Source organism: Pseudomonas sp. FW305-28 (assembly GCF_017351395.1).
Classification (GTDB): domain Bacteria; phylum Pseudomonadota; class Gammaproteobacteria; order Pseudomonadales; family Pseudomonadaceae; genus Aquipseudomonas; species Aquipseudomonas fluorescens_AA.
Genome location: NZ_JACNDD010000171.1, coordinates 1 through 13,305, shown reverse-complemented (window position 1 = coordinate 13,305; position 13,305 = coordinate 1). Strand labels below are relative to the sequence as shown.

12 protein-coding genes are annotated in these 13,305 nt (G+C 62.2%); 9 read left to right on the top strand and 3 right to left on the bottom strand.

The window, feature by feature from the left end; translation table 11 throughout:
- Window positions 1-44: 44 nt before the first annotated feature.
- Window positions 45-1,226 (bottom strand): NO-inducible flavohemoprotein, encoded by a 1,182-nt coding sequence (gene hmpA, locus J4E53_RS26725; RefSeq protein ID WP_103308309.1) that lies wholly within the window; start codon window positions 1,224-1,226, stop codon window positions 45-47.
- A gap of 153 nt (window positions 1,227-1,379) precedes the next feature.
- Between hmpA and norR the strand changes: the two genes are divergently transcribed.
- The 5 genes from norR to J4E53_RS26700 all read left to right on the top strand — a co-directional run bounded on the left by norR (window position 1,380) and on the right by J4E53_RS26700 (window position 6,585).
- Window positions 1,380-2,936, top strand: coding sequence for a nitric oxide reductase transcriptional regulator NorR (gene norR / locus J4E53_RS26720; protein WP_103308310.1), 1,557 nt, complete (start codon window positions 1,380-1,382; stop codon window positions 2,934-2,936).
- A 280-nt stretch (window positions 2,937-3,216) separates the two neighbouring features.
- Window positions 3,217-4,119, top strand: coding sequence for a chemotaxis protein CheV (locus tag J4E53_RS26715; protein WP_103308311.1), 903 nt, complete (start codon window positions 3,217-3,219; stop codon window positions 4,117-4,119).
- Window positions 4,120-4,253: 134 nt separating this feature from the next.
- Complete coding sequence (locus J4E53_RS26710) at window positions 4,254-4,583, top strand: hypothetical protein (RefSeq protein WP_060740727.1); 330 nt, start codon at window positions 4,254-4,256, stop codon at window positions 4,581-4,583.
- Window positions 4,584-4,662: 79 nt separating this feature from the next.
- Complete coding sequence (locus tag J4E53_RS26705; protein WP_060740726.1) at window positions 4,663-5,412, top strand: YkgJ family cysteine cluster protein; 750 nt, start codon at window positions 4,663-4,665, stop codon at window positions 5,410-5,412.
- A 201-nt stretch (window positions 5,413-5,613) separates the two neighbouring features.
- Window positions 5,614-6,585, top strand: coding sequence for a D-glycerate dehydrogenase (locus J4E53_RS26700; RefSeq protein WP_103308312.1), 972 nt, complete (start codon window positions 5,614-5,616; stop codon window positions 6,583-6,585).
- A 181-nt stretch (window positions 6,586-6,766) separates the two neighbouring features.
- Here J4E53_RS26700 and J4E53_RS26695 read toward each other — a convergent pair whose 3' ends face one another.
- Window positions 6,767-7,669, bottom strand: coding sequence for a DMT family transporter (locus J4E53_RS26695; RefSeq protein ID WP_092166151.1), 903 nt, complete (start codon window positions 7,667-7,669; stop codon window positions 6,767-6,769).
- Window positions 7,670-7,808: 139 nt separating this feature from the next.
- Here J4E53_RS26695 and J4E53_RS26690 point away from each other — a divergent pair, with 139 nt between their 5' ends.
- The 4 genes from J4E53_RS26690 (at window position 7,809) to fecA (ending at window position 12,708) form a co-directional block, all read left to right on the top strand.
- The gene (locus J4E53_RS26690) at window positions 7,809-8,684 is read left to right on the top strand and encodes a helix-turn-helix domain-containing protein (RefSeq protein WP_060740723.1); all 876 of its coding nucleotides are present in this window, start codon (window positions 7,809-7,811) and stop codon (window positions 8,682-8,684) included.
- A gap of 129 nt (window positions 8,685-8,813) precedes the next feature.
- Window positions 8,814-9,302 (top strand): sigma-70 family RNA polymerase sigma factor, encoded by a 489-nt coding sequence (locus J4E53_RS26685; protein WP_103308313.1) that lies wholly within the window; start codon window positions 8,814-8,816, stop codon window positions 9,300-9,302.
- Window positions 9,299-10,258 carry a FecR domain-containing protein gene (locus J4E53_RS26680; RefSeq protein WP_103308314.1) on the top strand — a complete coding sequence of 320 codons (960 nt, stop codon included), beginning with the start codon at window positions 9,299-9,301 and terminating at the stop codon, window positions 10,256-10,258. Before J4E53_RS26685 ends, J4E53_RS26680 begins: the two co-directional genes overlap by 4 nt.
- A 110-nt stretch (window positions 10,259-10,368) precedes the next feature.
- Window positions 10,369-12,708 carry a TonB-dependent Fe(3+) dicitrate receptor FecA gene (gene fecA, locus J4E53_RS26675; RefSeq protein WP_103308315.1) on the top strand — a complete coding sequence of 780 codons (2,340 nt, stop codon included), beginning with the start codon at window positions 10,369-10,371 and terminating at the stop codon, window positions 12,706-12,708.
- 81 nt (window positions 12,709-12,789) lie between these two features.
- Here the strand turns inward: fecA and J4E53_RS26670 are convergent, their stop codons facing one another.
- Complete coding sequence (locus tag J4E53_RS26670; RefSeq protein WP_103308316.1) at window positions 12,790-13,200, bottom strand: HPF/RaiA family ribosome-associated protein; 411 nt, start codon at window positions 13,198-13,200, stop codon at window positions 12,790-12,792.
- Between the last annotated feature and the right edge of the window lie 105 nt (window positions 13,201-13,305).

Here is a 13,305-nt window from a genome sequence, read left to right as displayed (position 1 = left end):
CTGCTCGCGATGAAGGCAACCCGGTCTCCCGGTTCGCCGCGACCTTACTCCAGCGCCGCCGCCGGACCGAAGAATTCGTAGCGGCTCTGCCGGTCCGGCACGCCCAGGGCCTTGAGGTGGCGTTTGACGGCGCCCATGAAACCCTTCGGCCCAAGGAAATAGGCGTCCAGGTCACGCTGCTCCGGCAGCCATTGCGCCAATTGCTCCTGGCTCAGCAGCCCCACCTTATCCGCCGCTGGGCTCAAGCCATCGTCTTCGTCGTAGCAGTAGAAGCGCTTGAGTTGCGGATGCCGCCTGGCCAAGTCGTCGATCCAGTCGCGGAAGGCATGGGCGCGGCCGTTGCGTGCACAGTGGATGAAATGCACCGGCCGCTCGGTTTGCAGTGCCGCCTGCAGCATGGCCAGGGTCGGTGTGATACCGACGCCGCCGCTGATCAGCACCAGCGGCTTGTCGCTGGCGGTCAGGTAGAAATCCCCGGACGGCGGGAACAACTGGATACGGCTGCCGACTTCGAAATGATGATGCAGGTGGTTCGACACCCGCCCGCCCAGCTCGCGCTTGACGCTGATCCGATACCGACCATTGTCCGCCAGGGCCGACAGCGAATAGTTACGGCGCACTTCCTCGCCATCGAGGATGAGCTTCATGCCGATGTACTGGCCCGGCTCGGCCACCAGGATCGGGCCCTTGTCCGCCGGTTCGAAGTAGAACGAGGTGATCTCCGAGCTTTCCTGGACCTTGGCCGCCAGGATGAACTCACGCTCGCCACGCCAGCCGCCCGGCGCCTCGGCCTTCTTGTCGTACATGCCGGCTTCGGCACCGATCAGGATATCGGCCAACTGGTTGTAGGCAGCGCCCCACGCCGCGATCACCTCGGGCGTGGCGATCTCTGCGCCCAACACCTCAGCAATGGCTCGCAGCAGGCACGCACCGACAATCGGGTAGTGTTCCGGCAGGATCTGCAAGGCAACGTGCTTGTTGACGATTTTCGCCACCAGGTCGCCCAACTGGTCGAGCTGGTCAATGTGCCGCGCATACATCAACACGCCGTTGGCCAGCGCACGGGGTTGATCGCCACTGGCTTGGTGAGCCTGGTTGAACAGGGGGCGCACTTGCGGGTATTCGGACAGCATCATGCGATAGAAGTGAGTAATGAGCGCTTCACCACCGCTTTCCAACAAGGGAACAGTGGAACGAATGATGGCGCGTTCTTCTTGGCTGAGCATAAGGTGACTCCATGCAAGGACTTGAATAACAACTACGGCTCTACTATCAGTTTCCGTGCCATAATTTATTTCTTTATTTTTCAATCAGATAAATAAAGAGTAGTCATAAAGACACAGAACGATTTAGAGTCTTTTGGACTACATGGAGTCCTTATGACTGCAACCTCTCTACTCACAGCCTTGTTGCCCCTGGTGGCAGACCTGTCCCGCGAACTGCCTGAAGGCGAGCGCTATCGTCGCTTGCTGGGCGCCCTGCGCGCGCTGCTGCCCTGTGACGCAGCCGCGCTGCTACGCCTGGACGGGGACTGCCTCGTGCCCCTGGCGGTGGACGGTTTGAGCACCGATACACTGGGCCGGCGATTCCGGGTCAGCGAACACCCACGCTTCGAAGCGCTGCTGGCGAACCCGCAGCCCACCCGCTTCGCCGCCGACAGCGGCCTGCCCGATCCGTACGACGGGTTGGTCGACGGGCTGGCCGAGCACTTGGAGGTCCATGACTGCATGGGGTGTCCGCTGTTTGTCGACGAGCGCCCCTGGGGCCTGCTAACCCTGGATTCCCTGGACCCGGAACGCTTCGAACCCATCGACCTGAGCGCTTTGCAAGCCTTCGCCAGCCTCGCCGCCGCCACGGTCAGCGCCGCCGAACGCATCGAGCGCCTGGCCTTGAAGGCCGAGGATGAGCACCGTCGCGCCGAGGTCTATCGCCAGGCCAGCGGCCAGCAACATCGCGACATGGTCGGCCAGAGCAAGGCCCACAAGCGCCTGGTGGAAGAGATCGCGCTGGTGGGCGGCAGCGACCTGACCGTATTGATCACGGGCGAAACCGGTGTGGGCAAGGAGCTGGTCGCCCAGGCCATCCATGCCGCGTCGAAACGCGCCGGGCAGCCGCTCATCAGCCTCAACTGCGCCGCCCTGCCGGATACGCTGGTGGAAAGTGAACTCTTCGGCCACGTACGGGGCGCCTTCACCGGGGCGACGAACGACCGGCGCGGCAAATTCGAACTGGCCGACGGCGGCACCCTGTTCCTCGATGAGGTGGGTGAGTTGTCCCTGACTGTCCAGGCCAAGTTGCTGCGGGTGTTGCAAAGCGGCCAACTGCAGCGCCTGGGTTCGGACAAGGAGCACCGGGTCGATGTGCGCCTGATCGCGGCCACCAATCGCGACCTCGCCGAAGAAGTGCGCAACGGCCGTTATCGGGCCGATTTCTACCATCGCTTGAGCGTGTATCCATTGCAGGTACCGGCGCTGCGTGAGCGCGGACGGGACGTATTGCTGCTCAGCGGCTTCTTCCTGGAACAGAATCGTTCACGCATGGGCCTGGGCAGCCTGCGCCTGACCAACGACGCCCAGGCCGCATTGGTGGCCTACGACTGGCCGGGCAACGTACGCGAACTGGAACACCTGATTGGCCGCAGTGCCCTGAAGGCCTTGGGCCGCTGCCCGACGCGCCCGAAAATCCTCAGCCTCAGCGCCCAGGACCTGGGTTTGCCCCAAGCCCCTGTGGATAACCCTGCCCCATCGTCCACCGGCCCGGCACCGACCCTGTTGGGCGTGACGGGAGACATGCGCGAAGCGGTGGACGAATTCCAACGCAATCTGATCGCGGCCTGCCTGGAGCGGCATCAGCACAACTGGGCCAGCGCCGCCCGGGAGCTGGGGCTGGATCGGGCGAACCTGGGGCGGATGGCCCGGCGGTTGGGGCTGAAGTGATCGACCGTGCGCTTCCCGTGGCGAGGGAGCTTGCTCCCGCTGGAGTGCGAAGCACTCCCTATCGGCTGCGGCGCGATGTTGATCGGGCGACCGCTGTGCGCTTGAGCGGGAGCAAGCTCCCTCGCCACAAAAACGCCCCACCACAGGGATCTTGTTACAACGATCCCTGTTGTCGACCGCTTTCGTCCTAAAGCCTGCCCCCGACAAGTCGATAACCCAATATCAAAAGCTGTTTTGGCGATCTTCAGGCTCGCCCCACCTTTTTCCACAGAAGGTTTTTATGTCTTCCAACAAAGCCCGCGCAGATTCACTTTCGCTTCTGCTGTTTACCTTGCGCAGCGGCAAGCTGATGGCGATCAACCTGCTCAAGGTCAGTGAAATCATTCCCTGCCCACCGTTGACCAAACTGCCGGAGTCCCATCCGCACGTCAAAGGCATCGCCACCCTGCGCGGGACGTCGTTGTCGGTGATCGACCTGAGCCGCGCCATTGGCGAACGGCCGCTGGAAGATCCGGACGGCGGTTGCCTGATCGTCACCGACGTGAGCCGCTCCAAACAGGGCCTGCATGTGCAGGCGGTGAGCAAGATCGTGCATTGCCTGACCACCGACATCAAACCGCCGCCCTACGGCTCCGGTGGCGTACGTGCGTTCATCACCGGCGTGACCTCGGTGGACGGCACGCTGGTGCAAGTGCTGGACATCGAAAAGGTCATCCACGGCATCGCACCCGCGCAGATCGAAACCGCGCCGACCGAACTGAGCATGGAAGACGCCGAGGTCCTGGGCAACGCCCGGATCCTGGTGGTCGATGACAGCCAGGTGGCGTTGCAGCAATCGGTGCATACCCTGCGCAACCTGGGCCTGCAATGCCACACCGCCCGCAGCGCCAAGGAGGCCATCGACTGCCTGCTGGAACTGCAGGGCACTGCGCAGGAGATCAACCTGATCGTTTCCGATATCGAAATGTCGGAAATGGACGGCTACGCCCTCACCCGGACCCTGCGCGAAACGCCGGACTTCGCGCACCTCTACGTGTTGCTGCACACGTCGCTCGACAGCGCCATGAACAGTGAGAAGGCGCGACTGGCCGGCGCAAACGGGGTGCTCACCAAGTTCTCGTCGCCGGAATTGACCAAGTGCCTGATCACCGCGGCCAAGGCCGTCACCGAACAAGGGCGCTGACACTCACCCGCGGCAAGGCAGGCCGAATGCCAGGAGGCTGCGATCCTCGCGGCCTCTGAACACTGCTCCAACTTCAGGCAGCTCCGACCTCAGGCATACTCCTGTCCTGGTTCCCCTGAACAAGGACATTGTTGATGAAAACCCCTGCGCTGATGCTCCTCGGCCTCACTGCCGCCATGGCCTTTCAGGCTCAGGCTTCCAGCCCCGACGCCTGGGCCGCCTACGACAAAAAAGTGCTCGCCAGTTGCCTGAAGGCCAGCGGCCTTAAAGACCCCGAACCCGTCGGCACCGCCGCGCAATTCGACGACCGGGTGGGCTACACCGCTGTGTTGCTGCAAGGCCAATACCCACAGAAACACATGAAAGGCGCAACCGGCACCGAGTTGTGCCTCTACCGCAAGAAAACCAGGACCGCCTTCGTCACCGAATGGGACTCGATCCGCTCGACCGATGCCCCTCGATGAATGGCGCATAACTTGCTTCGCAGGGCTTATCGCGGCGTTTTTCCGGCGCCGCTTTCAGCCTATTGCCTTCGGTCGATCAATGAACACCACGTTTTCCTGTGTAGGGTGCGGTAAATGCTGTACCGGCCATCACGTTCCCCTGACCCTCGACGAAGCCAGGATGTGGGCCAATGACGGCGGCCAGGTGATTGTCCTGGTCGAGGCCTTCCTGCCCAATGGCCTCGGCCTTCCGGTGGCGCAACGTGAACATGCCGAACGACGCTCGGCAGTGGTCCGTAGCGGCACGAGCGACGCGCTGGTGGCGATCACGTTCGCCGCTTATAACGTGGGTCGTTGCCATAATCTGGACGACGAAAACCTGTGCCGCATCTATGAGCGCAGACCCTTGGTGTGCCGCATTTATCCCATGGAAATCAATCCACACATCCCGCTCAATCCCGCCGCCAAGGATTGCCCACCGGAGTCGTGGGAAACGGGGCCGCAGTTGATACTGGGCGGTGAATTGGTGGACCAGGAACTGGCCCGCTTGATCGAGCGTTCACGCCAGGCCGATCGTGAGGAAATCGCGCTCAAGGAACGCATCTGCATGTCGCTGGGCATCCACACGACGGCGTTGAAGGGCGACGGATTCACGGCCTACCTGCCGAACATGGCTGCGTTTGCCGCCGCTATCGATCAAGCCCGCTCGCAGCCGTTGGACCAGGCGGCTGGCGAATGGCAGTTCCACCTGTCCGGCGAGGACGTGGCCAACCAGGTCTCGGCCAGCGGCGCGCGGGTGGTCACTGAAGCACCGGTCACCTACGCCTTCATTTCCCTGCGAGCCGCCTGAGTTTGTAAAGATCCCCTGTGGGAGCGAGCTTGCTCGCGATGGCGCCAGCCCAGTCCCTCGCAATGGACTGACAGACCGCTATCGCGAGCAAGCTCGCTCCCACAGAGGACTGGCGGCGCTGCGATTACACCCTCCCCTCTCGCCTAACCCGCGCCAGGAATGTTAGCGTGCTTGGTATTCCCTGCAGATGAGCCTTGCACGATGAAAAAAACCGTACTTGCCTTCAGCCGTATCACGCCCCCCATGATCGAACGCCTGCGCCAGGACTTCGAAGTGATCGTCCCCAACCCGTCGAACGGCGACATCAACGCGCAGTTCAACGAAGCCTTGCCTCACGTCCACGGGCTGATCGGTGTCGGTCGCAAGCTCGGCCGCGAGCAACTGCAGAGCGCCACGAACCTGCAAGTGGTCTCCAGCGTGTCGGTGGGCTACGACAACTATGACCTGGCCTACTTCAATGAACGTGGGATCATGCTCACCAACACCCCCGACGTGCTCACCGAAAGCACCGCCGACCTGGCCTTCGCCCTGCTGATGAGCAGCGCCCGGCGCGTGGCCGAACTGGACGCCTGGACCAAGGCCGGGCAATGGCAAGCGACGGTCGGCCCGCAGTTGTTCGGCAGCGACGTACATGGCAAGACCCTGGGCATCGTCGGCATGGGCAACATCGGCGCAGCCATTGCCCGGCGTGGCCGGCTGGGGTTCAACATGCCGATTATCTACAGCGGCAACAGTCGCAAGACCGAGCTGGAAAACCAGTTGGGCGCACAATTTCGCGAACTGGACCAATTGCTGGCCGAAGCCGATTTCGTTTGCCTCGTGGTGCCGTTGAGCGAGAAAACCCGCCATCTGATCGGCCAGCGTGAACTGGGCCTGATGAAGCCGAGTGCCATCCTGGTCAACATTTCCCGTGGCCCTGTGGTAGACGAACCCGCGCTGATCGAAGCATTGCAGAACAACCGCATCCGCGGTGCCGGGCTGGATGTCTACGAGAAAGAGCCATTGGCCGAATCGCCGCTGTTCCAGCTGAAAAACGCCGTGACCCTGCCCCACATTGGCTCGGCGACTCACGAAACCCGTGAGGCCATGGCCAATCTGGCTGTGGATAACCTGCGCAGTGCCTTGCTGGGTGAGCGACCGCAGAACCTGGTCAACCCGCAAGTCTGGAAATAAATCCTCCGCAAAAGCCCCCGGGGGGAACACACCGTGGCGAGGGAGCTTGCTCCCGCTGGGCTGCGCAGCAGCCCCCTGCGGTTTATCTGACGCATTGCGGTGACAGATAGACCTTGGGGTCGCTTCGCAACCCAGCGGGAGCAAGCTCCCTCGCCACAGGTTTATCTCTGGACGTTATATGTCAGCGTGCGCCCAAGGCGACATTCGTCGCCACCGGCCGTGGCTTGCGGAACACCAGCACGTTCCCCAGCATCACCAGCACCAACCCCACCAATGCCGGCACTGTCCACTGGTAGCCCTCGACAAACGCCGAGACATTCAACGCCACCACCGGGAACAGCACGGTGCAATAGGCCGCCCGCTCCGGCCCCATGCGCCCGACCAGTGTCAGGTAGGCGGTAAAGCCGATCACCGACCCCGGGATGACCAGGTACAACAACGAGCCGATGTAGCGCGTGTTCCATTCCATATCGAACGGAATGCCTTTGAACCCACACCACACCGCCAGCATCGCTGCGCCATAGGCCATGCCCCAGGCATTGGTGGTCAATGGCTTGAGGCCAGCCTTCTGTTGCAGGCTCGACAACATGTTGCCCGCCGAGAAACACAACGTCCCCAGCAGCGCCAGTGCCAATCCGAGCATCGTTTGCGGGCTTGCGCTGTGGCCGGCCAGTTCCGGCCAGAACAGCAAGGCCAGCCCCGAAAGCCCCAGGGCGCCTCCCAACAGCACGTTACGGGCAATCCGCTGACCGAAGAAAACCCGGGCATTGAGGGCGTTCCAGAGGGTGGCCGTGGAAAACACCACGGCGACCAAGCCACTGGGGATCCACTGGCTGGCAGTCAGGAAGCACATGAAGTTGATGCAGAACAGGCACAGGCCCTGGGCAACGCAAATCAAATGGCCGCGCCGGTTCATCACCTGCAAGCGGCGGCTGAGCAGGAGCATGGCAAACAGGATCAGCGCCGCGAGACCGAAGCGATAGACAATCGACACGGGGATGGCGACCACGCCCAACTGCAGTTTCAGGGCGATCCAGGTCGTGCCCCAGATGAGCACGGTAAGCAGGTACAACGAGAGGTTCATGGTGACGGCTCCTGACAATGACCTTCAGTGTCACGCCGCCGCCGCTGCGGCACTTGCATAAACTTGCGGTTTTGTCGGCTGGCGGGCTGGCAGGAGCGGGGCGAGGGAGTAGGATGCAAGGCGTTGGAGAGAACCGATCATGCCCACATTGCAAAGCCTGCAAGTCTTCCAAGCCCTCAACAGCTCGCCCAATGCTCGCCTGGAGCACAGCGCCGAGCTCGGAGACGGCATGGCGGCCGCTTTGTGGAGCAACCATCACGATGCCCAGGACTACGAGGCGCCGACCCACCATACGTTGTCCTGCTACATCGCCGGTGGCACCGGTACGTTTCGCCGCGAACGACCCGATACCACAGGGGCGCCGGGCAAACTCTGCGTACTGCCCGCCGGCCATGAATCGGCCTGGGTCATCAACGGCGACATTCGCCTCGCCCATCTGTATTTCAGCGCTGAACAATTCGCCCTTGGGTGCATCACGCTACTGGACCGCGAACCGCGGCAGGTGCAATTGCACGAGGAGACATTCCTCGACGACCCGCAGCAGGCGCATCGCTTTCGCCAGTTGATCGCGCTGAACTGGGACGAGCCCGGGGAACGCCTGTTGACCACCAGCCTGGCCCATGACCTGCTCAACCACCTGCTGCTCAGCCAGGTCGGCCAACGCCAGGGGCTTCGCCTCAAGGGCGGCCTGGCGGCTCACCAGCGGCGGTTGCTGGTGGATTACGTCGACAGCCACCTGGCCGACCCCATCAGCCTCGGGCAATTGGCGACGTTGTGCGCGTTATCCGAATACCACTTCGCGCGGATGTTCCGCGAAAGCTTCGGGCTGCCGCCCCATCAGTATGTACTGGCCCGGCGCCTGGCTTGCGCGCAACACTTGCTGCGCACCACCTCACAACCGTTGGGCGAGGTGGCACTGGCCTGCGGATTCGCCAGCGCCAGCCACTTCACCAACCGTTTTCGCCAGACCTTGGGGGCGAGCCCCGGGGAATATCGACAGGCATTCTTGCGCTAGGCGCCACCGCGCTCCGGCCAAATGAAACAACCCGGCACTGATCCCGATTGCCGTAGCCACTGCCGCGCCTCTACAATGCGAACAATTCTTGTTCTCTAGCACAGCTCAGCGCTGTCGGGATGTTCCTCGTTGCCGCCTGCACACACCGTCGAAGTGCTCTACAACGCCCATCACAGTTGGCTCAACAGCTGGTTGCGAAGAAAACTCGGGTGCCCCGACAGCGCCGCAGACCTGGCGCAGGACACCTTCATGCGCGTACTGACGACGCGCAATCCGCAGCCTGTCCTGGAACCCCGCGCGTTCCTTACGACCATTGCCAAGCGCGTACTGTTCAACCATTACCGCCGCCAGGACCTCGAGCGCGCCTACCTCGACACCCTCGCCCAACTGCCGGAGCAAGTGGCGCCGTCGGAGGAAGAACGGGCAATCATCCTGCAAACCCTGACGGAACTGGACCAACTGCTCGATGGGTTGCCGCGAGCGGTCAAGCAGGCGTTTCTGCTGGCCCAGGTCGATGGCCTGACCTACAACGAAATCGCCCGTGAACTGGGGATTTCCCTGGCAACGGTCAAGCGCCATCTGAACAAGGCAGCGATGCGCTGCTACTTCGCCTTATGACCCCGTCGATCAACGGCGCACCTGACGTCAGCGCCCAAGTCGCCGAGCAGGCCGTGCACTGGCTCCTGGAAATGCAGCAAGGCCCACTCGACACCCGCCAACAGCAAGCCTGGGAGCAATGGCTCGATGCTCATAGCGAGCATCGCCGCGCCTGGGAACATATCCAACGGGTCAATCAACGGCTGCGCAGCGTATCCCCTGCGTTAGCCCATGCGACCCTCAATGCACCGAAGTCCGCCATGCGGCGGCGGGCGCTCAAAACGTTACTGGTACTGGGGGCCGGCTCAACGTTGGCCTGGGGCCTGCGTGAACGCCAGTGGCTGCCACCCTTGATGGCCGATTTCCGCAGCCCGGTGGGCGAACGGCGTCGCCTGATGCTGGATGACGGCAGCCAGTTGCAGCTCAACAGCGGCAGCGCGGTCGACGTTCGCTTCGACGCTCAACGCCGCTTGATCCGCCTGCTGGAGGGTGAACTGTTGTTGACGGCGGCCCGGGACCCCAGGCCCCTGCACGTACTGACCGCCCATGGCCGGCTGGAAAGCCGCAACGCCCGGTTCAACGTACGCGAATATCCGGAACACACCCAGGTGGCGGTGTTTGAAGGCGAGGTGGAGATTCACAGCCGACACGGCCCGTCGTCGTTACTGGGTACATCACGGCAACTGAGCCTTGGCATCAACGGCGCCGGGCCCGCCACGGCGCTGGATGCCAACAGCGGCGCCTGGACGGAAGGCATGCTGATAGCCGCGCACATGCGCCTGGCGGACTTTCTCGACGAGCTCGGCCGGTACCGACGCGGCCAATTGCACTGCGACGAGGCGGTCGCCAACCTTCTGATCTCCGGAACTTATCCGCTGGACAACAGCGAACGAATCCTCGATCTGCTGGAGGTCAGCCTGCCGGTAAAAGTACGCCGCTTTACCCGCTATTGGGTCTCGGTCGAGGCTCGTGCTTGAACCATGACCGTCCTGCTGGAAAAAAAACACGCAACCGTGAGCCGTTTTCCCCGCCTCGGGTGACAGAGAAGGAAAGCCACTTCGATACAACCTTCTCGGGATCCTCATCCATGCCGCAGCAACCTACCCGTCTCACCCCGCTCGCCCGTACCATGCGTCAATGGCTCCTGGGGGCCAGCTTGAGTTTCGTCGCACTGCCTTGCGTACAGGCTGCCGATGCCAAGGCCTATCACATCGCGCCGTCGTCACTGGAAAACGCCCTCAATCAGTTCGGACGCGAGGCCGGGGTGTTGATTTCCTTCGGCTCGCAGACAACCGCTGGCCTGCAGAGTCGCGGCCTGGAAGGCAGCTACAGCCCGGAGCAAGGGCTGAGCGCGCTGCTCGAAGGCACGGGCCTGCAAGCCCGGCCCGAGGGAGATAACGCCTTCAGCCTGCAACCGGCCACCACCACCGCGCTGGACATCGGCACCACCACCGTGGTCGGCGACTGGCTCGGCGACGCCGCACAAGCCAATGTCTTCGAACACCCCGGTGCCCGTGACGTCATCCGCCGTGAAGCGTTCGAACGCCAGGGTGCGACGCAGGCGCGGGATGTGCTCAATCGCATTCCCGGCGTCAACGCACCGGAAAACAACGGCACCGGTAGCCATGACATGGCGCTGAACTTCGGTATTCGCGGGCTCAACCCACGCCTGGCGTCACGCTCCACGGTGCTGATGGACGGCATCCCGGTGCCTTTCGCACCTTACGGCCAACCGCAACTATCGTTCGCGCCGGTCAGCATGGGCAACATGGACGCGGTGGATGTCGTGCGCGGCGGCGGCGCAGTGCGCTACGGCCCGCAAAACGTCGGCGGCGTGGTCAACTTCGTGACGCGGGCGATTCCCGATGCTCCCACGGTAAAGGGGGGCTTCCAGACCGAGACGAGCCCATCCTCCAGCCATGACGGTTTCAAAACGTCCTCCAATCTGCTGGCGGGCGGCACCGCCGACAACGGCTTGGGCGGTGCCCTGCTGTATTCCGGCACCCGCGGCGGCGACTGGCGCGAACACAGCGACACACAAATCGATGACCTGATCCTCAAGGGTAACTACCAGTTGGACGAGGCCAACAGTTTCAATGCCATGGCCCAATATTACGAAGGCGAGGCCGATATGCCCGGCGGCCTGAATGTGGCCGACTACGATGCCAACCCGTATCAATCCACACGCCCGAACGACCGTTTCTGGGGCCGTCGCACCCTGGTCAATTTCGGCTACCGCTACCAACAGGACCGCCGGGAATTCACCGCCAGCACGTTCTTCACCAAGACTTTGCGCAGCGGCTACCTGGACCAGGGCACCTTCCTGTCTCTGTCGCCTCGCGAATATTGGGTCCGCGGCCTGGAAACCCGTTTTGCCCAAGGTTTCGACCTCGGCCCCACCAGCCACGAGGTTGGCATCGGCTATCGCTACATCAACGAGGCCGGCCACGAACTGCGATACCGCACGCCCATCGCCAGCAACGAATTGCCGACCACCTCCAGTCGCAACGACCGTGATACGCGTGGGGGCACCGAGGCCAATGCGTTTTTCATCGATGACCGGATCGACATCGGGAAATGGACCATCACGCCGGGTGTTCGCTACGAAATGATCGAATCTCAGCAGACCAACAACCTGACGAATGTGAAGTACAAGGGCGACTACAACACGGCCTTGCCGGCATTGAACGTGCTGTATCACCTGACCGATGAGTGGAATCTGTATGCCAATACCGAAGGCTCGTTCGGCAGTGTGCAGTACAGCCAGATGCCTAACCGTGTCAGCAGCGGTGAAGTGAAACCGGAAAAGGCCCGCACCTGGGAGCTTGGTACCCGCTATGACGATGGCAACCTGCGGGCGGAGATCGGCGCATTCCTGATCAACTTCGACAACCAGTATGAAAGCAACCAGACCAACGATTCAGTGATTGCCCGCGGCGAGACTCGCCACCAAGGCATCGAAACCAGCCTCAATTACGCCCTTGATGGCCTGAGCCCTGCACTGGCCGGTTTCGACGTGTATGCCACGTATGCCTTCGTCGATGCCACCATTCGTGAAGACGGGCCGAACAAAGGCAACCGCGTGCCATTCTCTTCGAAGCACAAAGGCACCCTGGGCGTGGGTTATACGGACGGGCCGTGGAAGCTGAACCTGGACAGCACCTATCAGAGCGCGCAGTTTGCCGACAACGCCAACACCCGGGCTGAAAGCGCCGACGGCAGTACCGGCAATATCCCCGGCTACATGCTGTTCAGCAGCCGCGCTGCCTATGATTTCGGCCCGCAACTGTCGGACCTGAACGTGGCGGTGGGTGTGAAGAACATCTTCAATACCCAATATTTCACCCGCTCGTTCGACGACAACAACCGAGGCAAGTACGTGGGGGAGCCGCGCACGCTGTATGTGCAAACGTCCGTGGCGTTTTGATTCGGGGCTACGGTGAACCGCTGAAACAAGACGGGCCTGCGATTGCAGGCCCGTTCGGTGAGTGACTTTAAGCGATCGGGCTCAGCCGTTGAGTGCGGCCCGTTCGTTCTCCAGGAATTCTTCTTCCAATAGCGCATCGGCCAAGGCAACGGATTCGGTCGGCGTCGCAATGGTTGCGCGCTTGCCGCGCAGTTTGCCGAACAAGTGCTCCAAGGCGTTTTCAAGCTTGGTGGCCGCCCCCTCGATCGCCAGTTCCAGCGTATCGGCCTTGTGCGTCACGGAAATCGGCTGGTGGCCTTTAGGCCGCGCTTCAAGCTGGCAACGCAGGTCATGGGGACCGGGCTTGTCGCCGTTCTCGTCCCGCAAATGAACCTCGACCCGTGTCAGGTCTTCTTCATAACGTTCGAGCGTGCTTTCGATGGTAGTACGTACCCACTCCTCCAGTCGGATGCTGCTTTGAATATGGTTATCGCTGTTGACTTGGATTTGCATAGTTCATCCCTTATTTCAGCTAGCTCGCCGGGGGCCATCGACGTGAATGCAACGGCCCCTTGAATACAGAGTCGGGCTGGCGGAAGAACAATTCAACCCCTGGGA

Bases quoted from the DNA above. Each gene is read 5' to 3' on its own strand.
- hmpA (WP_103308309.1), bottom strand. From the start codon at position 1,226: ATGCTCAGCCAAGAAGAACGCGCCATCATTCGTTCCACTGTTCCCTTG.
- norR (WP_103308310.1), top strand. From the start codon at position 1,380: ATGACTGCAACCTCTCTACTCACAGCCTTGTTGCCCCTGGTGGCAGAC.
- J4E53_RS26715 (WP_103308311.1), top strand. From the start codon at position 3,217: ATGTCTTCCAACAAAGCCCGCGCAGATTCACTTTCGCTTCTGCTGTTT.
- J4E53_RS26710 (WP_060740727.1), top strand. From the start codon at position 4,254: ATGAAAACCCCTGCGCTGATGCTCCTCGGCCTCACTGCCGCCATGGCC.
- J4E53_RS26705 (WP_060740726.1), top strand. From the start codon at position 4,663: ATGAACACCACGTTTTCCTGTGTAGGGTGCGGTAAATGCTGTACCGGC.
- J4E53_RS26700 (WP_103308312.1), top strand. From the start codon at position 5,614: ATGAAAAAAACCGTACTTGCCTTCAGCCGTATCACGCCCCCCATGATC.
- J4E53_RS26695 (WP_092166151.1), bottom strand. From the start codon at position 7,669: ATGAACCTCTCGTTGTACCTGCTTACCGTGCTCATCTGGGGCACGACC.
- J4E53_RS26690 (WP_060740723.1), top strand. From the start codon at position 7,809: ATGCCCACATTGCAAAGCCTGCAAGTCTTCCAAGCCCTCAACAGCTCG.
- J4E53_RS26680 (WP_103308314.1), top strand. From the start codon at position 9,299: ATGACCCCGTCGATCAACGGCGCACCTGACGTCAGCGCCCAAGTCGCC.
- fecA (WP_103308315.1), top strand. From the start codon at position 10,369: ATGCCGCAGCAACCTACCCGTCTCACCCCGCTCGCCCGTACCATGCGT.
- J4E53_RS26670 (WP_103308316.1), bottom strand. From the start codon at position 13,200: ATGCAAATCCAAGTCAACAGCGATAACCATATTCAAAGCAGCATCCGA.